The sequence below is a fragment of the Thalassotalea fonticola genome (assembly GCF_032911225.1).
Taxonomy (GTDB): domain Bacteria; phylum Pseudomonadota; class Gammaproteobacteria; order Enterobacterales; family Alteromonadaceae; genus Thalassotalea_A; species Thalassotalea_A fonticola.
On record NZ_CP136600.1, the window covers coordinates 535,738 to 557,446 of the forward strand.

At 37.8% G+C, this 21,709-nt stretch carries 22 protein-coding genes; 8 read left to right on the forward strand and 14 right to left on the reverse strand.

The annotated features are described in order from the left end of the window. Positions 1-20: 20 nt before the first annotated feature. The 8 genes from nth to RI844_RS02265 form a co-directional block, all read right to left on the reverse strand. Positions 21-656 carry an endonuclease III gene (gene nth / locus RI844_RS02230; protein ID WP_348396851.1) on the reverse strand — a complete coding sequence of 212 codons (636 nt, stop codon included), beginning with the start codon at positions 654-656 and terminating at the stop codon, positions 21-23. Between the two features lie 104 nt (positions 657-760). Then, positions 761-1,468 (reverse strand): electron transport complex subunit E, encoded by a 708-nt coding sequence (locus RI844_RS02235; protein ID WP_348396852.1) that lies wholly within the window; start codon positions 1,466-1,468, stop codon positions 761-763. Continuing rightward, complete coding sequence (gene rsxG / locus RI844_RS02240) at positions 1,461-2,102, reverse strand: electron transport complex subunit RsxG (RefSeq protein ID WP_348396853.1); 642 nt, start codon at positions 2,100-2,102, stop codon at positions 1,461-1,463. Before rsxG ends, RI844_RS02235 begins: the two co-directional genes overlap by 8 nt. 2 nt (positions 2,103-2,104) lie before the next feature. After that, positions 2,105-3,163: an electron transport complex subunit RsxD gene (rsxD, locus tag RI844_RS02245; RefSeq protein WP_348396854.1), complete on the reverse strand. Its 1,059-nt coding sequence runs from the start codon at positions 3,161-3,163 to the stop codon at positions 2,105-2,107. 2 nt (positions 3,164-3,165) lie between these two features. Continuing rightward, a complete protein-coding gene (rsxC, locus tag RI844_RS02250) occupies positions 3,166-5,439 on the reverse strand; it encodes an electron transport complex subunit RsxC (protein WP_348396855.1) in 2,274 nt (757 codons plus the stop codon). A gap of 10 nt (positions 5,440-5,449) precedes the next feature. After that, on the reverse strand, positions 5,450-6,004 hold the full coding sequence (gene rsxB / locus RI844_RS02255) for an electron transport complex subunit RsxB (RefSeq protein ID WP_348396856.1): 555 nt from the start codon (positions 6,002-6,004) through the stop codon (positions 5,450-5,452). 2 nt (positions 6,005-6,006) lie between these two features. After that, a complete protein-coding gene (rsxA, locus tag RI844_RS02260; RefSeq protein ID WP_348389277.1) occupies positions 6,007-6,585 on the reverse strand; it encodes an electron transport complex subunit RsxA in 579 nt (192 codons plus the stop codon). A gap of 147 nt (positions 6,586-6,732) precedes the next feature. Then, a complete protein-coding gene (locus tag RI844_RS02265; RefSeq protein WP_348396857.1) occupies positions 6,733-8,640 on the reverse strand; it encodes an EAL domain-containing protein in 1,908 nt (635 codons plus the stop codon). 268 nt (positions 8,641-8,908) lie between these two features. On the opposite strand from RI844_RS02265, the gene RI844_RS02270 reads away from it, so the two are divergent. The 3 genes from RI844_RS02270 (at position 8,909) to RI844_RS02280 (ending at position 11,217) form a co-directional block, all read left to right on the forward strand. After that, entirely contained in the window at positions 8,909-9,310 is a 402-nt protein-coding gene (locus tag RI844_RS02270; protein ID WP_348396858.1) for a diacylglycerol kinase, read from the forward strand. A 115-nt stretch (positions 9,311-9,425) separates the two neighbouring features. Further along, on the forward strand, positions 9,426-10,484 hold the full coding sequence (locus RI844_RS02275) for a CNNM domain-containing protein (protein ID WP_348396859.1): 1,059 nt from the start codon (positions 9,426-9,428) through the stop codon (positions 10,482-10,484). An 82-nt stretch (positions 10,485-10,566) separates the two neighbouring features. After that, a complete protein-coding gene (locus RI844_RS02280; protein WP_348396860.1) occupies positions 10,567-11,217 on the forward strand; it encodes an outer membrane beta-barrel protein in 651 nt (216 codons plus the stop codon). 115 nt (positions 11,218-11,332) lie between these two features. On the opposite strand, the gene RI844_RS02285 is transcribed toward RI844_RS02280, so the two are convergent. From RI844_RS02285 to bepA, 4 genes are all read right to left on the reverse strand, one after another. After that, positions 11,333-13,183 carry a hypothetical protein gene (locus tag RI844_RS02285; RefSeq protein WP_348396861.1) on the reverse strand — a complete coding sequence of 617 codons (1,851 nt, stop codon included), beginning with the start codon at positions 13,181-13,183 and terminating at the stop codon, positions 11,333-11,335. 49 nt (positions 13,184-13,232) lie between these two features. Then, positions 13,233-13,676: a DUF2069 domain-containing protein gene (locus tag RI844_RS02290; protein ID WP_348396862.1), complete on the reverse strand. Its 444-nt coding sequence runs from the start codon at positions 13,674-13,676 to the stop codon at positions 13,233-13,235. 3 nt (positions 13,677-13,679) lie between these two features. Further along, a complete protein-coding gene (gene arsC / locus RI844_RS02295; RefSeq protein ID WP_348396863.1) occupies positions 13,680-14,024 on the reverse strand; it encodes an arsenate reductase (glutaredoxin) in 345 nt (114 codons plus the stop codon). Between the two features lie 62 nt (positions 14,025-14,086). Next, a complete protein-coding gene (gene bepA, locus RI844_RS02300; protein WP_348396864.1) occupies positions 14,087-15,550 on the reverse strand; it encodes a beta-barrel assembly-enhancing protease in 1,464 nt (487 codons plus the stop codon). 203 nt (positions 15,551-15,753) lie between these two features. Between bepA and RI844_RS02305 the strand changes: the two genes are divergently transcribed. Both RI844_RS02305 and RI844_RS02310 read left to right on the forward strand, forming a co-directional pair. Continuing rightward, on the forward strand, positions 15,754-15,981 hold the full coding sequence (locus RI844_RS02305; protein WP_348396865.1) for a sulfurtransferase TusA family protein: 228 nt from the start codon (positions 15,754-15,756) through the stop codon (positions 15,979-15,981). Between the two features lie 7 nt (positions 15,982-15,988). After that, positions 15,989-17,065 carry an AI-2E family transporter gene (locus RI844_RS02310; RefSeq protein WP_348396866.1) on the forward strand — a complete coding sequence of 359 codons (1,077 nt, stop codon included), beginning with the start codon at positions 15,989-15,991 and terminating at the stop codon, positions 17,063-17,065. A 133-nt stretch (positions 17,066-17,198) separates the two neighbouring features. Here the strand turns inward: RI844_RS02310 and bcp are convergent, their stop codons facing one another. Continuing rightward, entirely contained in the window at positions 17,199-17,669 is a 471-nt protein-coding gene (gene bcp / locus RI844_RS02315; protein ID WP_348396867.1) for a thioredoxin-dependent thiol peroxidase, read from the reverse strand. A gap of 8 nt (positions 17,670-17,677) precedes the next feature. Further along, the gene (locus RI844_RS02320) at positions 17,678-18,205 is read right to left on the reverse strand and encodes a glycine cleavage system protein R (RefSeq protein ID WP_348396868.1); all 528 of its coding nucleotides are present in this window, start codon (positions 18,203-18,205) and stop codon (positions 17,678-17,680) included. Between the two features lie 377 nt (positions 18,206-18,582). Between RI844_RS02320 and bamC the strand changes: the two genes are divergently transcribed. The 3 genes from bamC (at position 18,583) to RI844_RS02335 (ending at position 21,676) form a co-directional block, all read left to right on the forward strand. After that, positions 18,583-19,659, forward strand: a complete 1,077-nt coding sequence (gene bamC, locus RI844_RS02325) for an outer membrane protein assembly factor BamC (RefSeq protein ID WP_348396869.1) — start codon at positions 18,583-18,585, stop codon at positions 19,657-19,659. Positions 19,660-19,949: 290 nt separating this feature from the next. Beyond that, positions 19,950-20,777, forward strand: a complete 828-nt coding sequence (locus RI844_RS02330; protein ID WP_348396870.1) for an ABC transporter permease — start codon at positions 19,950-19,952, stop codon at positions 20,775-20,777. After that, entirely contained in the window at positions 20,774-21,676 is a 903-nt protein-coding gene (locus RI844_RS02335) for an ABC transporter ATP-binding protein (protein WP_348396871.1), read from the forward strand. Before RI844_RS02330 ends, RI844_RS02335 begins: the two co-directional genes overlap by 4 nt. The last annotated feature ends 33 nt before the right edge of the window (positions 21,677-21,709 follow it).

Consider the following 21,709-nt stretch of genomic DNA (forward strand, 5'->3'; position numbering starts at 1 on the left):
AACGTTATTTTAAGCATAGCTTAATCTGAGGTCTTCTCTTTAAATTCACATAAGTCTTCAATAATACATGCAGTGCAACGAGGTTTACGGGCAACACAGGTATAACGGCCATGTAAAATAAGCCAGTGATGAACATCTACTTTAAAATCTTTCGGGACGACCTTTAATAATTTTTGCTCTACTAAATCGACGGTTTTTCCCATGGCTAATTTAGTCCGATTTGAAACTCGATAAATATGAGTATCTACGGCAATGGTGGGCCAGCCAAAGGCTGTATTTAATACTACATTCGCTGTTTTACGACCTACGCCGGGTAGGGCTTCTAGTGCAGCACGATTCTCGGGGACTTCACCATCATGAAGATCAACCAACATTTGACATGTTTTTATGGTGTTTTCGGCTTTGGTATTGAATAGCCCGATAGTTTTTATGTAGCTTTTAAGAGCATCTAAACCTAAATCTAAAATTGCTTGTGGTGTATTTGCCACAGGGTAAAGCCTGTCTGTGGCTTTATTTACGCTGACATCTGTGGCTTGCGCCGAGAGTAATACCGCAATTAATAATTCAAATGGTGAGTTAAAGTTCAATTCAGTAGTAGGGTGCGGATTGTCATCTCTAAGGCGAGTTAACATCTCAAGGCGTTTGTCTTTATTCATTTTATTCTTATTTTAATTCTTATTACTATACTGTTAGTTAACACCTAGATCCCGTATCAAGTACGGGACGACAAAGGTCGGTTACTAGTTCCTAGTTTTCTACCTTACTCATCAAAATTAACCCGGACACGCTCAATCGTTTGACTTTGAGCCGGTTTGGGCTGTTTATCAGCAATGCGGGCATCGATAGTATTTTTGCAGGCAATTAAAAAGCCCATCGCAATAAACGCCCCTGGCGGTAAAATAGCTAATAGAAATTTACTGTCAAAACTAAATACTTCAATACGCAGCACCGTTGCCCAATCACCCAGAAGTAATTCTGCGCCATCAAATAATGTTCCTTGGCCCAATATTTCTCTAATTGCTCCAAGCGTCATTAACACTAAAGCAAAACCAAGCCCCATCATTAAACCATCAAAACTTGCCTGTTTAACCGGGTTCTTTGAAGCATAGGCTTCCGCTCTACCTATAATGGCGCAATTGGTGACAATTAATGGTAAAAATATGCCAAGCGATTGGTATAGCCCGTAGGTATAGGCATTCATTAATAACTGTACACAAGTTACAAATGCGGCAATGATTAATACAAAAATAGGAATACGTACTTCTTTGGGAACCCATTGTCTAATGGCCGATATTGTTGCATTAGAACAGACCAACACTAGCAAAGTAGCTAACCCAAGGCCTATGGCATTCGTTAAGGTGTTCGTTACAGCAAGAAGTGGACACAGGCCTAAAAGCTGTACAAGACCTGGGTTGTTTTTCCATAATCCTTGCCAGCTTAATTCTTTATATTCATTACGTTCAGTCATTGCTAATTTCTCGACATGAGCTGGTATTACTGACAATGTCGCTTTTATGAGCGTTGAAATAAAACAACGTGTTTTGTACTGCTTTAACTACTGCTCGCGGGGTTATGGTAGCCCCAGTAAATTGATCAAACATGCCGCCGTCTTTTTTTACTGCCCAGCGTAAATCTTTTTCTCCATCAATAAATTTGCCATCAAAACTATAAATCCAGTCAGCTTTACGGGTTTCTATTTTATCGCCAAGACCTGGGGTTTCTTTATGTTTTAATACGCGAACACCGCTTAAGGTACCGTCAACGTTAATAGCAACGAGTAAATTAATACTACCATTGTAACCATCGGGAGCAATTGCGGTAACTGCTACTGCTACAGGGATATTATCCATGCGTGCAACATAGGCTGTTTGTGGGCTAGTGCTACCAAGTAAATCATGATCAGTTATAAACTGACAATCGTGATACATGTCATTGTTTAAACGTTCAGGGGCAATAACTTGATGCAAAGTATCGAGTAATTGCTGTTCTTCCTGGCGGGCAATGGTGTCTTTAGTTAAGTAATGAACAATGCCAACGATAGCTGTGCAGGCAATGGCAAACATAGCTAATACTGTCGCGTTTTTTTGAATGGCTAGCTTCATAATTATTTTGCCACCTTATGACCATAGGTTCGAGGTCTTGCATATTGATCTATTAGTGGTACGGCCATGTTAGCTAAAAGCACTGCAAATGCTATAGCATCTGGGTAGCCACCAAATTTTCGAATTATGTAAACCAAGAAGGCTACTAATGTCGCGTATATAACTCTGCCTTTTCGACTCGTTGCAGCTGATACGGGGTCTGTTAGGATGAAAAATGCACCAAGCATAGTACCACCTGCTAACCAATGAAACATAGTAGAGGCGCTGCTATCAGGACTTATACTAAAAGCGATAAATGAGAAAATAAACAAGGCGCCTAAAAAGCTCACCGGGATCACCCAGTCGATTGCCTTTTTAGCAATTAAAAACAATCCGCCGAAAAAGAAACCAATATTTACCCATTCCCAGCCAACACTGAAGTGCTTACCAAATACTGGATTAGTTAGGCTCTCTGCTGAGGTTAGGCCAAGAGTGATATCGGTTTTTAAGGTATCCAGAGCCGTTGCCATAGTAATACCATCAATGTTCATTCGAATTTGTTCTACAGAAAAACCTTCCCAAGTATAACCGGTAAGAATTAACCATAAATGATTAAAAAAGTTTAAGTCGTATACCATTAATTCATTAGCCGGTTGCCATGATGTCATCTGCACTGGAAAGGACACTAACAGCATTACATAAGCTGCCATCGCAGGGTTAAATAAATTAAACCCTAAGCCACCATACAATTGTTTCACAACACAAATTGCAAAAATACAACCTATAGCCGTTATCCACCAAGGTGCTAGTGAAGGTATTGAAATACCAATTAACAAACCAGTCAAGACTGCAGAAAAATCAGTTATTTGGGCAGTAATGTTTTTGTCACGAACCGCTAAAAATGTCATTTCCGCTAATACTGCAAAAGTGATTGCCAGAGCAATTTGAATTATAGAGCCCCAGCCAAAAAAATACCATTGAGCAAACACGCCAGGTAGGGCAGCTAAAATTACCAAACGCATTAACGCTGGCGTTTCGGCCTTAATATGATTGTGTGGAGAACTTGCTATCCAAAATGCCATGGTTATTCAGACTCTTTATTTTTTTCTGCGCGAGCAGTTTTAGCTTTAGCAATGGCGGCAGCGATTTTGGCTTTTTTATCAGTATCGCTTACCGAAGATTTCACTGTTTCTGCTGCTGAATTTTCAGCCGCGGCAGTTTTTTTCGCTTTTGCTTTGGCCTTAGCTTTAGCAACTGCGGCAGCTGTACGGGCTTTTTTAGCTTCTGCAGCTGTTACTGCTTGTTCGTTTTTATCGGCACTAACAGCATTATTCTCTGTTACCGTATCGTCAGTGTTAGCCGTTGTTACTGCTTTTGCCGCTGCTTTCTTTGCTTTAGCTTTAGCAACTGCCACAGCCGTGCGAGCTTTTTTAGCCTCAGCAGCCGTTACTGCTTGTTTATTTTTATCAGCATTCACAGCAGTGTCGGTATCATTAGCTGTTACCGCATCGTCAGTGTTAGTCGTTGTTACTGTTTTTGCCGCGGCTTTCTTTGCCTTAGCTTTAGCAACTGCCACAGCCGTGCGAGCTTTTTTAGCCTCAGCAGCCGTTACTGCTTGTTTATTTTTATCAGCATTCACAACAGTGTCGGTATTATTAGCTGTTACCGCATCGTCAGTGTTAGCCGTTGTTACTGTTTGTGCCGCGGCTTTCTTTGCTTTTGCTCGGGCAATAGCTTGCGCTGCTCTGGTTTTTACATCGCCTTCTTGTGCTGCTGGCACATCTGTTTGAGTAGCTTGTGCCGCTTTTTTAGCTTTTACCCGTGCTAGTGCTGCTGCAACGGCAGAGTTATTAGATTTAGCTTGTGCTGGGCTTGTCGCTGCTTTTCTTGCTGCCATTGCTTTTTTGTGTTTTTCTTCACGGGCAAGCTTCTCTTTTTCCAAGCGTATTTTGCGAGCTTCAAAACGTATTTTAGCCTTTTCAGCTTGAGCCTCTTGTACTTTATTTTGCCTTATCTCTGCTTTAGCCACACGATAATACTGCACCAAAGGAATTTGACTAGGACAAACATATGCACAAGCACCACAGTCAATGCAGTCGAACAGATTCAATTTTTCAAGCTGATCATAGTCCTTGGCTTTTGCATGCCATTGTAACTCTTGCGGTAGTAGTGAACTTGGGCAAACCTCAGCGCACTGTCCACAACGAATACATTCAAGCTCTTTACTTGCTGGAGAAATTTCTGCAACCGTGGGCGCTAAAATACAGTTTGTAGTCTTTACTACGGGTACTTGCAAGCTAGGTAAGGTAAAGCCCATTAAAGGGCCCCCCATAATAATGCGTTGTTGATTACTGTATTGTTCAGCCATATTTAGGCTAAAGCCGCATTGCTCTAATAAGTGCGCTATCGGAGTACCTAGAGGAACCCATAGATTTTGCGGCTTCTTAAGTGCCTGTCCGGTAACGGTTACTACTCGGCGGATTAACGGCGTGTCATTTATGATTGCTTCCGAAATTGCAAATACAGTTGCGACATTTTGAACTATTACACCTAAAGAAACCGGTAATACGCCACTTGGGACTTCTTGCCCGGTTAAGGCTTGTATAAGCTGCTTTTCACCGCCTGTAGGGTATTTAGTCGGTAACACACAAACGTGAATATTATCAATATCTTTAGTCGCCGCCTTTAAAGCTTTAATCGCTTGCACCTTATTGTCTTCAATGCCGATTAAAATGTTTTCAGGCTCTAGCAAATAATTAAGAATATCTAAGCCATAGGCTATCGCGGCTGAACGCTCTCGCATTAACAAGTCATCACTGGTGATATAAGGCTCACATTCAGCAGCGTTAATGATTAAGTACTTAATTCCTGGTTTCGTGTTAACTTTAATATTCGTTGGAAAGCCTGCGCCGCCCATCCCCGAGATACCGGCAGCGGCAATCTTGTCGACTATGTCGGCCTTGCTTAAACTTTTATAATCTTCAACAATATTTCGTTTTACCCAAGTATCCATGCCGTCTGGGGTAATGAATATACATAAGTCAGACATACCAGAAGGATGCGCCATAACCGATGGTTTAATTGCCGAAATCGTTCCTGATGTTGGTGCATGAACTGGCACGCACATCGGGTTATCGTTGTTGGTAAGTGGCTGACCTTTCAACACTTTTTGGCCAACCTGAACCAACACATCACCAGCTTTGCCGATATGTTGCTTTAATGGCAATATTAACTCTGTTGCAAGAGCTATGGTTTTAATTGGTTTATCGTCAGTTAAAAACTTTTGCTGAGGCGGATGAATACCGCCGGGAAATTTGAAAAATCTTTGTTTTTTAATACGTTCAATGACAGATTCCATTACACCCTCACTAATCTATCTGAACTACATCAATAGCTTGCAAATCCCACTGCCAAGTTTCTGGGGTTTGCGCTACTGGGATCATTTCAATGCAATCTACAGGACAAGGTTCAACGCATAAGTCGCAACCGGTACATTCATCGACTATCACAGTATGCATTTGTTTAGCGGCGCCCATAATGGCATCTACCGGACACGCTTGAATACATTTAGTGCAGCCAATACAGTCTTCTTCAATAATGAAGGCGACTTTTGGAGTGTTATCATGTTCATGTGTTTCATCAAGGGGTTGTACTTCAACCCCCATCAATTCTGCAATTTTCTTAATTGTATCATCGCCACCAGGTGCACATTTATTAATGGCTTCACCATCAGCAACGGCTTGCGCATAAGGTTTACAACCTGGATAACCACATTGACCACATTGGGTTTGCGGCAATAGGGCATCTAGTTGTTCAACAAGTGGGTCGCCTTCAACTTTGTAACGTACAGAAGCATAGCCCAATAAAGCGCCAAAAGAGGTAGCTATAAGACCAAATACGATGATAGCTAAGATAATATCCATAATTACTTAACCAAGCCCGTAAAGCCCATAAAGGCAAGAGACATAAGGCCTGCGGTGATCATTGCAATTGCTGCGCCCTGAAATGGTTTCGGTACATCGGCATTAGCTAGGCGCTCACGCATAGCAGAAAACATAATCAGTACAATTGAAAAACCAACTGCTGCGCCAAAACCATAAACAATAGATTCGAAAAAGTTGTGTTGTTCATATAAGTTTAATAAAGCTACGCCAAGAACGGCGCAGTTAGTGGTAATTAGTGGTAAGAATATGCCTAATAATCGGTATAAATTGGCACTGGTTTTATGAACCACCATTTCAGTAAATTGCACCACAACTGCAATCACTAAAATAAAGCCCATAGTGGTTAGATACTCTAACCCTAAAGGCTGTAATAAATAGGTGCTAAATAAATAACTTAGTAAAGAAGCAAGGGTAAGCACAAACGTTGTCGCTAAAGACATACCGATAGCAGTTTCGGTACGTGAAGAAACACCCATGAATGGGCATAAACCTAAAAACTTAACTAGAACAAAGTTGTTCACTAACACTGTGCCAATCAACAGCAGTAGATAATCAGTCATTTATAATATTTTTTATGTGAAGTTGCCTTCATTATCCTAGTTTATTAATGATTTAACAACACGTTGTTAGTAGGGTTATTTCAGTTGATTACTTATTGCGCATAATATGACTGTTCTGTGCAATTTAATTTACATATTGTTATGCTATTACAGCGGCTCAGGTTTCCCTAGGTAAAACCCTTGGCAGCCATCCATAAACACTTCATCAAAAGTATACTTCTCTTCTTGGGTTTCAACACTTTCGGCTAACACTCGAATGCCCAGACGATGGGCAAGATCTATCATCAAACGTAAGAAGTATTGATTATTTTTATCCATATGAATGTTGCGAGTATAACTGCCATCCATTTTTATATAGTCTGGCGATAGTTCTCTAAAGAACTTAAATGAGGTAATGCCTACACCAAAATGTTCAACACAAATTCGTGCGCCCACTCTATGGACCATATCAATAAAGTATGAACTGCCTTTTATATTTTGTTCTAACCCGTATTCACTAATTTCAAACACTAAACGAGTTGCAATATCATGATCTTTTAATAAACGACGTTCCAACCAAATAACAAAATGTTCGTCATGCACGGAACGTGTACTTAAATTAATACCAAATGCTTGCTCTCTCAGATTTTTTTCTTTAATTTCTTTGAGTGTTTTTTCAATCACTAAACGGTCAATTAAAATAATTTTATCTAACTTTTCGGCCATCGCAATAAAACTAGCAGTAGGTAAAATATCCCCTTCAGAACTGGTGAATCGAGATAAAACTTCACTGTATATTCTATTATTTCGGCTACTTGGCTGGATAAGCTGGGATACTAATGAAACAGTTTGATTTTCAATTACATAGCTTATTTCTTTGCTCCAGTTTTGGTTGCCAAAACCGGCTGTTTCACTTTGTAATAATTCAGGATCTCGCTGGACATACCAAGAGTTTTTATTACGGGTTTGCGCCATGCTAATTGCGGTATCCGCTAAGGCTAACATTTCACCAAGTGGACGGTGTATGTCAATTTTTACAATACCTGAAAAAGCAATTGAATCAAAATCAGCAAGCTGTTGATACTCGTTAAATAAGCCGGTTAGCTCTTCACAAAACTTTTCAGCTACTTTTAGCGTTATATTAGGTAAAAATGTCGCAAAATCAGAGCCATTTAATCGATATACATGGGCCGAATCCAAGTTTTTAATTTGTGCTTTTAATATGTTGGCCACTTGGCAAATGTAACGATCGCCTTCTTGATAGCCGTGTACTTGGTTGATCGTTTGTAATTCAGAACAACGGGTAATGATCAGCACGCCAAAACCGGAAGATTTATTTGACTGAGTAAATTCGGTAAAGAAATCCACAAAGCCACTGCGGTTTTCAAGTTCAGTTAAATGGTCAATATATGCCGTTTGTTGCAGTTGTTCGGTTTTGATAAGTTTATTACTAACAAAAGTTTTTAATTCAGTAAGTACACTATTAACATCATCAAATTCGGTTGGAAGGCGTAATTTTCCGGTTGTTTCTCTATTGGTAATTGCGGTTTTAATTTCTGTCGCAATGAGTTCAGATACTTTCTTTGATGCTTTACGGGCAGCGCGGCCAGTAACTGAGTTCGTTACAAAGGAACCAATGACTAAAACCAATATGGCTGAAAATAAAATAAATAAGGTAATTGAATTATACAGGTTAAACAAACTGTCATTGTTTAAACGGTACTTGATGTAAATGCTTAATGCGTCGTTTTTAACGGTTTCAAGCGTTGTGTTTCCATTAACTAAGGTTAATATACTAAAACTTGGATCCGCGTTCGTGTAGCTGTAGATCACATCGTTATTAAAATCAGTAATTTGTAATTTATCATATTCAAATGCTAAACGTAGCTGCTTTGAGAAGCCTTTAAGGTCATCTCCTTTGTAATGTTCGGTGATTTTTTTAAGTGAAATGTGATGATCGCTTTTTGCTTCATTAATAAAATTATTTAAACTGTATAGACTGAAGCTAAAATAACAGATACAAAATAGTACAGTAACGAAGATGTTCTTGAAATAAATACGTGCTAATGTCGACATCGTAAAAATTGATCCCTAAACCCTAAAATTATTTTTATTATTTCAATATCTTGAAAAGAATTGATAGATACTTTTATTCTAAATTTTTATATCTATACCTTATGCAAATTCATGGTTAAAAGCAATCTTTAATAAGTGTTCGATTAACGAATAATTAACAAAATAACTATTGATTTTAAAACATATTTTCTCTCTGTTCTCGCTTTATGGCACTAGGTTAAATATAATCATTGCATCTAAGAAATAAAAATAATTCAAAGTTATTCTAATGACCAATCAACAATCACCGATTAATAAACCAAATGGCACTGGTATTGCTCGTTTATTTAAAGCGACGTACTGCTCTATAAAAGGTTTTAGAGCGGCCTGGAAATATGAGTCCGCTTTTCGACAAGAGCTGATTTTAGTGCTGATATTATTGCCATTTTCGTTTGTTTTAGCGCAATCAGTTAATCATTGGTTGGTGTTAATTTTTAGTTTGTTATTTTTACTTTTTGCTGAGCTGGTTAACTCAGCAGTAGAAGCGCTGGCCGATAAGGTGTGTTTAGAACATGATGAGTTAATTGGTCGAGCAAAAGATATTGGCTCTGCGATTGTTTTCGTCGCCTTAATATTTTTAAAACTGGCTTGGGTTATTGCGCTGCTGCAGTATTTTTCTATTATCAATTAATATTAAGAAGAATCTCTTAAATTTTAAACCTTTGGTTACGCTTTGTAATAACATTTTTATTTTATATTGGTTAAACTAAGCTTACATTCTTATTATTTTGTATTACAAAAATTAAATGACATTATTGATTTTTTATTTGTGTATTGCCATTGGCGTTTCTTTTATTTGTTCGGTCTTAGAAGCGGTATTGCTTTCTATTACGCCAAGTTTTATTGCTCGCACTAATAAAGCTAAAACTCGGGGAGGGAAGGTCTTAGCCAAGGTTAAGCTTAATCTTGATCAATCTATTTCCAGTATTCTCATTTTAAATACTTTTGCTCATACCATGGGAGCCGCAGGTGTTGGTGCGCAAGCGATACGAGTATTTGGTGAAAAATGGGAAACATTAATTGCCTTCTTGCTTACTTTGGCTATTTTATATTTATCTGAAATTATTCCGAAAACCATTGGTGCTACTTTTTGGCGACAACTTGCCGTACCTTCTGCTTATACTATCTCCTTTTTAGTAAAACTAGTGTTTCCTTTAGTATGGTTGTCGACTCGACTAACCAAATTATTCTCCAGTAAATCGAATAATGAAACCAGTCGTGAAGAAGTATTAGCTGTAGCCTCATTAAGTTTTAAAGACGGTGCAATTGCCAGCCAGGAAAATCAACTTGTAGAAAATATTTTGAAACTGAGAGATGCTGATACTGAAGATATTCTCACTCCGCGCAGTGTTGTTCATGCTTTAAATGAAAATACTACAGTTATAGAAGCATTAGATTTAGAAAAAACAGCTAATTTTACCCGTATTCCTATTTATAAGGACAGCATTGATAACATTACCGGGATGATCATTAAAGGCCAGCTTTATGAAAATGAACGTAAAGGCAAGGGAAGCATAGCATTAAAAGATATTGCCAACCCTTTATATCGAATATCAGAAAGCTTTCCAGTGCTTAATTTACTCGATGTATTTATTAAACGCCAAGAGCATATGTTTTTAGTAGAAGATCACTTTGGTCAAACCGCTGGAATTGTAACTTTAGAAGATGCGATCGAAACCATCTTAGGTCGTGAAATTGTTGATGAAAGTGATAAAGACGCTGATATGCAAAAGCTTGCTAAAGCAAATTATCGCCAACGTTTGCGTGAGAAGGGCAATAAATTATCAGATAAAGGTAGTGACTAATATCGGCTAACTGATTTTATTGATCATTTAATTATTGCCTATACTTAATGAAATTAATGTCATTAGGTTTAGGCAGTTTAAAATGCGAAAGTACTTATCTTGCTGTGCTGTTTTACTTACTTGTTTTGCTACCAGCGTACTAGCAAAGCAGCAACAAACGGCTCCAGCTCGTTCATATTTTTATTTGGGTGGTATAATTGGCAATGCAGACACAAAAGAAACCTTCGAAGGTCAGTTAAGACCTAATGGAGTTGAATTTAGCCAGTCTGATGAAAATTCTGCCTTTGGCATTTATATTGGCTTTAACTTTGCTGATAAATGGTCATTAGAAAGCAGTATCGTTATAACCGGGGGCCTAAAAGAGCGGCCTTCTACATTACCCATTGATGAGGTTTATTTAACTGCGTTAACGGTAACTCCTGTTTTACATATAGATTTAAGCGAGCATATATCTGTTTATGTAAAAGCTGGGTTAGGTTTTTTACTTTACAGTGAAGATTTACACAAACATGGTGAACTTTACCGGCATAGTGATGATGATTACTGGGCTGGGGCTGGTCTAGCTCTTGGCGCGGGTATGGAAGTTGATGTTAGTGAACATGTTGCTTTTCGGTTGGGGTATGATGTTATTGAGGCTGATTTGGAAGCTGATGAAAATAACCATCATCAAAATTTAATTGACGTTGAAGAAGAATTTTCAATGATGTCGATGAGTATGCATTATAAATTCTAGGAACGAGAAACGAGAAACCGACCTTTGTTGTCCCGTACTTGATACGGGATCTAGGTAAATATTAGAAACGAAGAGCTGAGTGACCATTTTTATGGGATCACTCAACTCTAACAGGCTAATGTTTCGGTAGGGCTTTACCGTGTGCTTGGTAGGCTCTAATTGCTTGATTTCTATTAGCTGACTGCTTTGCTGTTTTGCTTTGTAATTGTGCTGTACCTTGTGAGCTAATTGCTAAGTTATCCCACCAGTCTAACCCTTTGGTCATCGGTATTGGCTCAGGCAGAGTATCTATTAATGTTAGGTCAAACTCTGGCAGCAAACGGCTTGTTACATAAGATGCTCGCTCACTAACTCCTGGTTCTGCAATACGACCCCGTTGCCCCCAACTCACAACATATCCTCCATCTCTATCTGATGTTACCGCTGTATCTCGCTGCACGCCATAACGCAATGACATCATCAGTGATTCAAATAAAATGCCTAAATCTTCTTTTTCATTGGTGTAATTGTAAAAACCATTAGATATATCGTTTTTATAGAAAATGCTCACATCGTCGGGCTGATACGATTTCTGAATTGCATTAGCATCTTTCCCTAAAAACCTGACAGCGGCCAAGTCTTTCATTTCCTGACTTTGCAAGGGAAAAAGTACGATTAAATCATCTGATATCTGTTCTTTATCCAGAGCGGCATCCAAAAATCGGGTTGAAGCTGAATAGGTTCCCCATTCAGCCGGTGGGAAGTAATCATTAGCATGAGCAAGTTCATGGTAAAGTAAGTCAGCAAGTTCATATTTAATATCAGTTAGTACACGGTCAGCACGCGCAGAAACTGGAAAAGAGTCGGTTACATAATTATTGTCTTTAACATATCGCCAAGGCATAACAAATTGTAATTCAGAGCCAAAGTCGCTGCGATAATCAGGCGCCTCATTGATGGTGTCTCGTTCAACAGCGGTTAACCATAAATTATTAGGGTCTAGGTAAATAGCACCTGTTGCAGCCCAATAAAATGATGGCCTGATATCATAAGATAAAACGATGGCAGTCGTTGCTCTAAGTAGGTTTTTAAAGTCATTATTGCTATCAAATGCCTCTAAGTAAGCTTTAAAGTTTTCAGCCATCCAGTCATGTGAGACCACAACTCGATCCATTATTTGTTCGATAGAAGGTGTTGCACCATCATTTTCATCGGCAAGAATTGGCATCTCGCCCAAATCACATGAGCTACTGAGTTGATTTGAATAAACACAGTGAACTAATACATCTTTGTAAGGCGAGTCAGAGTTATAAACATAAACATTAGCTAACGCAGAACCTGGATCGTCGTCATCAAAATAGGCGTTAGCTGGTATGGCAGGGCGATCTTCAACTAAAATTGAAACAACATCTGTATGCTTGTTACCATTGCTATCTTCTGCGCTAACTTCAATTTCAATGATGCTATCTTCGAACACTTTTGGCGAGTTAAAAATAGCGACTTCTTTATTGGTATTGTTATCATCAAAGGTAATTTCAGGTCCTGATAAATGCTGCCATGAAATACTATCTAATTCGATATCATTACTGGTAAATGCCCTTAGTGACACGCCGGCATCTTCAACAACACTATGGCCTAAACGAGCGACTAGTTTTGGTGAGCCTTTTTCAGCGGTAAAAGCTATTGTTTCGACTTCACTCTTGCCATCGCTGAGATAGGATACTTCAAAACTATAATCACCAGCTGCTGGAATAGTAAATGAGATCACTTTAGAGCTTGGAGTTAAAAAGTCGACTGTTTCGCCACCGGTTTGCAGCCAATTTATTTCTGATATTGACTCCTCTGGTTTTAATAAAATCAAATCTGCATTTTTACCACTTACCAATGAAGTACTGGGCTCCCCAGGAGTTACAATACCTGATTCATCCTGATCATCACCACATGAAATAAGTGTAAATAAAATTATAAAAACAAATGGGTATTTCATAAACATTCCTCGGCCTACTTTTAAACCTTACGGTTACATCAACGATTATCTATTCGCTGTTATTATTATTTTTAGGTTGTTTTGCTTCGCGTTCTTCTTTTAATTCGACTTTTAATTTTTTTAAGCCTAAGCCAAGTTCTATACCGCGATACTTTGAATAGTAAGACCCAGCAAAGAACATTGTTGTTGCAAAGAATAGTTCTATAGCTGCCAATATTCGTTCATCACTAGATACCCACAGTGTGGTAAGGCTATGTAGGAAGTAAATCATCACGATGAAATTTGCCCAGGCAAATGTATAAGGGTTACCTGTTAACATGCCTTTGAGTGGAAATAGCAAAGGCAAAATAAACATAATAAATGTTAAAGGCATCGATAAACTTTCGCTCGGAGCTAAAACAAATAACCATAAAGGCATAAAAGTTAATAAACCGAAATAGCCAAATAAGGCTAATTTGCGTAAATTATCAGTTGAAATAGATTGATTGCTCATAGTTTACAATAAAACCAATACGTTTTCAGGTGGACGGCCAATACATGCCTTATTGCCAGAAACAACAATAGGACGTTCTATCAGTTTAGGAGTTGCAGCCATAGCAGCAAGTAATTCGTCGGTACTGATAGTTTTATCAGCTAAATTTTGTGCTTTATATTCATCTTCTTTCGTGCGCATCATAGCTCTAGGTTCAACCTCTAGTAGCGCTAAAATATTGGCTAAAGTTTCGATGCTTGGTGGATTTTTTAAATATTCTACAATTTCGACCTCACTATTAGCTTCTTCAATAAGAGCAAGGGTTTGACGGCTTTTTGAACAACGAGGGTTATGATAAATTGTTAGCATTGCGTTAATCTCTGTTTATATTTATTAGTTGCTTATTAAGCATAGTAAGTTTGATGATCAGCTTATAAGCGCTTTAGTTGATCTTCTTGTTCTTGAAATTGCAAAATTCTTGCTTTAATTCGTTTTTGCATTAACGTGTTTTTAGCCGTGGCATTATAGGCCGTGTGTAATTCATCTATTGCCTTCGGGTAAGCACCTAACAAGGCATATACTTCAGCTTGTTGAGCGTGCATTTGTGCCGTCTTTTTCTGTTTTCCGTAAACTTGTGTTAATAGGTCATTGGCAACGAAATCTTCACGATTCACTATCAAGTAATCTTGTAATAAGGTACTGGCAAGTTCATATTGTTCAGCTTTTTGTGCTGCGTTGGCGTAGTTTAACGTGACAACTTGATTGTTAGGCATAATTAAATTGAGCTTGGCAAGCATCGTTAATGCCGGTTCGAATTTTTTTTGTTCGATGAGTATGTCTGTCATTGCATCAACATAAAAAAGGTTCTTTGGATCGGCAGATAATAACATGCTGATTATCTCTTCTGCTTTAGCATATTGTTTATCTTCAAAGTAAGAAAGACCTTGACCATATAGTGCCGCTTGCTTGATATTGTATTTTCCAAGCCTAATTTCATCAGTAAAAATACTAATGTTATCTTTGCCATTACCTTCATATCTGGCTCTTAAGCGGGCTTTAGCTAATTCAAAATTTAAACTTGGTGCAAGTAATTTATTTGGGTAGCGCTGGGCACGATTACGAGAGTCGGTAATACGTGATTCGGGCAATGGATGTGTTAGTAACATTGCCGGTGGCTTTGATGTATAACGGTACTTACTTGACATTTTTCTAAAAAACTCTGGTGCTCCATTTGGATCAAAACCGCTATTAACTAGTATGCCCATGCCAACTCTGTCAGCTTCACTTTCATTACTGCGGGTGTAGTTAATACCTGCTTGTTGTCCGGCTGCCATAGTTGTTGTTAATGTAGCAAAGCCGGCTTGCGGATTAATGAGTGTTAATAATACACCGGTGACCATACCGGCAATTGTTAATGGTGTAGTGCGAGATTGAGCTTCCATTTTACGGGCTAAATGACGTTGTGTTACATGGGCTATCTCGTGAGAAAGAACAGAAGCCAATTCACTTTCATTATCAGCCATGGTGATTAAACCTGAATGAGTTCCTATGTGACCACCAAAAAATGCAAAGGCGTTAAGCTCTTTGTTTTTAAGGAGGAAAAATTGAAACTGGTAATTTACGTCTTCTGCATTTTTAACTAAATCATTACCTAAATCGTTAATGTATTCGATTAAAACCGGATCGTGAATTATTGGTTGTGATGCTCTAACCGAGCGCATCATCGCTTGGCCGTACATGCGTTCTTTATCTAATGATAAAGTACTTACTGCCGATGTACCTATTTCGGGTAATTGATTTTTATCGGTAGATAATGAATGAGCACTCGTTGCGAATAAAAAACTTATGGAGATACTAACGATAGTGACAATTGCTGATTTGAATGATTTTTTCATTAAGATCCTGAAAATGCTGATAAAACTAAATGACAAAGCTTAGAGTCTAAACAGCTAATAAAGTTGCATCTAAATTTTTTATAAAACACTCTGTCTTCTGTGTCTCTATATTGAATTATGTTATTAAATTTTACAAGTGAATAGGTTTATTTAACCTTGTGTTATTGCTACTATTTTACAAAATAATGATTATTTCGTAAAACATGGTTAAAACACTACAATATGATGGTAGACTCGAAAAATGTCCACTGCCTTTGGTAAAAACCAAATTGTTACTTAAGCAGCTGTCAGCAGGGCAGACATTAACGCTATTATTAGCTGACCCTGGTTCTATCCAAGATATTCCTCGCTTATTATCTAAGTTAAATATCCCTTTTGAACAAACCTTGCTTGCTAAACAACAAGTAAAGTTAACTATAATAAAAGAGTAAATGCTAAATGATTAAATACATTGTTGATTGGTATAAAGAAAAATTTGCTGACCCACATGTGGTTACCTTAACACTGTTTATCCTGATTGCGTTTGCGCTGTTATACTATGTTGGCAATTTACTGATGCCGGTGATAGTCGCTGTAGCCCTAGCATTTTTATTAGAATCGCCTGTGCAACGCTTTGCAAATTTTGGATTAAGTCGAAATAAAGCCGTAGTTATTGTCATGCTGCTATTTACCGGTATAGGCTTACTTACTATTTTGGGATTGCTGCCTGTGCTTTGGCAGCAAACATCTAACTTAATTTCGGAAGTGCCGCAAATGTTGGTGCAAGGTAATACGTATTTATTAACTCTTCCCGAAAAATATCCTGATTTAGTTAAAGTTGAACAAATCGATACTGTTATCAGCTCAGTGCAAGACAAGCTATTGGTCTGGGGGCAAATTGTATTAGAAGCGTCTCTTAATTCTATATCTGATTTAGTCGCGTTATTAATTTACTTGATTTTAGTGCCGTTAATGGTGTTTTTCTTTTTGAAAGATAAAGTTGATATGCTACAAAATGCCACAAGGTTCCTTCCTAAAGAACGCCGTTTAACCACGCAAGTTGCTACTGAAATGCATCAACAAATTCATAATTATATTCGTGGTAAAGTGATCGAGATTTTAATCATTGGTGTCGCTTCAACGTTAGCCTTTGTACTATTGGATTTACGTTATAGCGTGTTGCTTGGTGCTTTAGTGGGGTTGTCGGTTTTAGTGCCTTATGTTGGTGCGACAGTCGTTACAATACCAGTGTGTTTAGTTGGTTTATTTCAATGGGGGATCAGTCCTGAGTTTGGCTATTTGATGTTGGCTTATGGAATTATCCAAATAATAGATGGCAACATTTTAGTACCGTTATTGTTTTCTGAGGCGGTTAACTTACATCCGGTAGCGATTATTATCGCAGTAATTTTATTTGGTGGCTTATGGGGCTTTTGGGGCGTGTTTTTTGCCATACCTCTTGCCACGTTAGTAAAAGCAATTATTAATGCTTGGCCAACATCTGAAGATAAAGAAGCGACGTTAAGTGAGGCATAATCAGGCAATTGAAAGCCTATACCTGTGAGCCTTTAAAAGGCGAGTATATTGCATGGTTTACTCGCCTGTTAGGTTACAGGTTATACTAATCTGCATAAGTATATAGTCAACTCATTCCTTATGCAGAATGGTATTATAAGTTACTTACTATATCTATAACTACCTCATGATGATTTTTGGTTTTAAACTTATTAAAAACGTGTTCAATGTTGCCATCTAAACCTATTAAAAAACTTAATCTGTGGATACCATCATATTCTCGACCCATAAATTTCTTTAGTCCCCAAACGCCAAAGTCGTCAGCCACTTTATGGTCTACGTCTGATAGTAAGCTGAAGTTTAATTCATCGCGTAAACAAAACTTGTCCAGTCTCTTTACTTCATCTGGACTGATACCAAAAACAACAGTATTTAATGCATCTAGTTTTGCTTTACTGTCACGCAAACCTTGTGCTTGTACTGTACAACCGGGTGTCATGGCTTTTGGGTAAAAGTACACAAGTACACGTTTCTTTCCGATAAAATCAGCTAATTGTACGGTTTCATTATTTTGATCTAATAAATTGAAAAGCGGGGCTTTGTCGCCCACTTGCAAAGTGTTCATAAAATTCCTTAGAGGATAAAATTAGTTGGTGTTTTGAAAGTGCCTGTCACGGCTAAAGTGTTGCATAACTGTTGAAACTCATCTTGCAACTGTTGTTTATTTATTTGCTCAGATAAATTAATTAATAAAGATGTAGTAATGCTATTGGTTTCTGGTTCGGTAATCGTTTTAAGAGAGGTAAGGTCAATGTTTTTGTTTGCAAAAAATTGAGTAACTTGTTTTAAAATTCCTTTTGAATCTTTACCATTAATTTCTACTTCTAAACATTCACTGATAATTGCTTTTATCGGCTGAGTCGTTCTTTTTATTATGGTCAGCAACGCTAAAGAGTGTGCTAATAAAGGTAATCGAGATTCTATTTGATTAATCGCCGATTTATTGCCGCTTAATAGCATTACCAGAGTAAATTCATTACCCAAAATAGCCATACGCGAGTCATCAATGTTGCAACCAAATTCGCTAGTTAATTTCGTTATTTCACTAACAATACCCGTTCTGTCTGTTCCAAGAGCGGTAAATACCAAGTAATGGCTCATATTATCTCAACATATAGGTTATTTTTATTTTATTGTAGTTGGTCTTTTGATGACAATAAAGCGTTAATAAATTCACCCAAGAAAACGTTAATAAAATTAAGCAGGTTTTAGTGAGTAAGCCTTGTGTTTATAACAACAGACAAGTACCATAAACCGCAATAAAAAAAGAGCGCCGATTTTATTTTAAAATTTTCGGAACTTTATAAATAAAACAACATCAAAACGCTCAAATGAAACCAATTTATAACTAATGATGATGAATCTATGGTTATGGTTGACGCTTAAATAACAATAACTGTTGTTAAACATTCGCATTATTGTTTAAACAACAGCAAAGTGTACTTTTTGTATACAGGCTTTATCCCTCAGGAGTTTCAATGGATCGCCGTATTTTAACTATTTCTCTAATAAGCTTATCTCTTGCTGCGTGTAGCAATGTAGAAACACGTAAACAAGCCAAAGGCGATTTCGATTACGTTAATATTAAATCAAGTAACGAATTACAATTACCCGCCGGTTTAGAAAAACCCGCTGAAACAACTTTATATGCCATCCCGGAAGTTAAAAATCAGGGACCGGTAGGTAAGAAAGTTGATATTCGAGCTCCTGCTTTGGTTTTACCATTGGCGTCTGGTAGCCGAATTGACGAATTTGATAAAACTGCTGCTGTTTGGTTTGATAAAGTCGATGATGATCGTGACTTGCGTGAATTATTGATAAAAGCAATTGAAGATTACCTTGGTACTGAAGACGTAACCTTTAGTAGTGCAGATACCGTAAATAACGTCTGGGAATCTGATTGGTTTCATATTGAAGAAGAAAGTGGTTATTTATTTTGGTCAAGCATCGATTTAACTGAAAGTTGGCGCTTTCGTTATTCATTAGTGACTAAGCCACACGGTCGCAGCGTAGGCTTGAATGTTGAATTAATTGATTACATGCATACTTCTGATAAGGGCTCTACCAAAGATATTGATCCTATCGAGCAACAGCGTGTAGAAATGGCGATGATCAATGCAATTACCTCACAATTAGACTACCAATATCGCTTGAATAATCGTGATGATCGTATTGCTCGAGCTAATATGGAAATAGTTACCTTAGGGGAATCAGATAAAGGTGAGCCTGCCTTAATTATTGATTACCCGATTGATGAATTATGGCGCTACTTGCCTGGTTTCTTTGAGCAATATAATTTTAAAGTTACTGACCTTAATGAAGATAAATATTTCTATGAAGTTGAGTATACCCTGATTGAACCAAGCCTTTGGGACTCTATTTGGGGGGATAAAATTCCTGTAGTGAATTTCAAAGATGGCGTTTATCGCTTTAAACTTAAAACTAAAGGGACTCAAACCTCATTAGTAATTCAAGATGATGATAAACAGATATTATCTAAAGAACTCCTTGAAGAAAATTTTGAAGTGTTAGAGCCGGCGTTATCGTTTAGATAATAAATCTGCTGCGCATCTTTATATAATAAAAAAAGCAGGTAACTTGTTACCTGCTTTTTTTTAATCTCTTCTTAACTGAAGGAGGTCGCATATATCGCTCCGCTCGTGGGGGATGACGTGCATGGAAGCACTAATGCCGCGATGGCATGGATGCCAAGGAGCGGTGACGGTGTATTTTCTCTACTTAGGCAATTGAACCTGTATTATTATGTTACACCCAGCACTTTGAATATTATCCTTAATTGGTATAACTTGTTATATGATAAGTTCTTAACTTTGGGGGAAATAATTTGAATCTTTCATTTCAACAGACCCTTTTACGATTATGGAATTTGGCCTGTTTTGAAATAACACGGGTGTTCCAAACCAAGAGTGGTTTATTAGCATTATTTGCATTTTTACTGGTTTGGTTTTTGATCTTATACTACCCAGTTAATTCCGCTTTCGAATTCATTTCCTCACCATTATTTAAAGACGTGGCTAAAAAAATGTTCGGCGCTTTAGGCTTATCTGCATTATTAAGTTGGCCCGTTCCTGAGCTTGCTATTTATTGGCTGATTGCTCTTTATATTTTTCCAATATTTACCATTGTTATTACAAGTGACCAAACATGTGCTGATAGAGAAAGAGGAACCTTACGGTTTATTTCTTTACGGGCAACTCGTGGTGAAATAGTCTTGGGCCGTTTTTTAGGGCAGCTTGTGATCATGGCTTGTCTTATCGGCTTAAGTTTAGTAGCTACTGTGTTGATGGCTACTCTTCGTGATAGTCAGTTACTCTCTTTTGGAGTACTTAAAGCGAGTCAGCTGTACTTTCAGTTAGTTATCTTAGTTTTACCGTTTATCGCGTTAATGACTTTGTTTAACAGCTTCACCACGTCGTCAAAAAAAGTGGTGTTATTTAGCGTCATTTTATTTGGCTTGGGGCCAATGATTATCAGCCTTGTGGAATATAGCTTACCCATTTTAGGTTATTTAGAGTATTTAATACCTGGAACACAAATTTATGATGTGATTAATTCACAAGAGCAGGGCTTAAGTATTTACGTGCTGCCGCTGAGCCAAATGATGGTTTTTCTCTGCTTAGCTTACGTTAAAATGAAACGGAGTTCGTTATGAGTGCTTTAATCGAAGTGTCAGAGTTGCATAAATATTTCGGTGATAAACATGCCTTAAATAATGTTGAGTTTGAAATAAACAAAGGTGAGCCTATTGCATTAGTTGGTCCAAATGGTGCTGGTAAAACAACCCTGCTAAGTATTTTATGTGGTTATATTAAACCTAGTCGTGGCAAAGTCTCGGTGTTTGGGGATGAGCCGGGAAAGCGAGGTAATTTATCACGTTTGGCTGCTTTACCCCAAGACGCGCAATTGGATCCACGCTTTTCGGTTGCTAAACAATTAACGTTTTATGCACAGTTGCAAGGGTACACTAAAGCTCAGGCAAAGATGGAAGCACAAAGAACGTTAAAATTAGTCGGTTTAGAAGACTCTATAAATGAAAAGCCAAGTGCATTATCACATGGTATGCGCAAGCGAGTGACGATTGCTCAAACCTTGATTGGTGACGCTGAAATTGTGATTTTAGATGAAGCTACTGCAGGTTTAGACCCGCATAATGCACGTGAAATTCGCTCACTTGTTGCACAGCTTTCAAGTCAAACAACCTTTATCCTAAGTTCTCATGATTTGAGCGAATTGGAGCGCTTATGTAACAGAGTACTTTATTTAGATAATGGCTGCTTACAACAACATCAGACATTAACCAATCTAATAGATACTCAATTTATCACCTTACGCATGTCTAAACAGCATGATGAGTTAATACCAGCGTTGCAAAGGTTTCCGCAAATTACACAGGTGATTAATAGCCAGGATAAAGAATATTTAATTTCATTTAATGCCGATGAAAGTGACGCTGCGTTAGACATACAAATTTTACAGTTATGTCATCAAAAAGGTTGGTTATATCGCCAGTTAATTAATGGCAAAACATTGGAAAACCAGTTATTCAATTAAAGTGAATAACTGCCTATTATAGTTCCTGCTAAT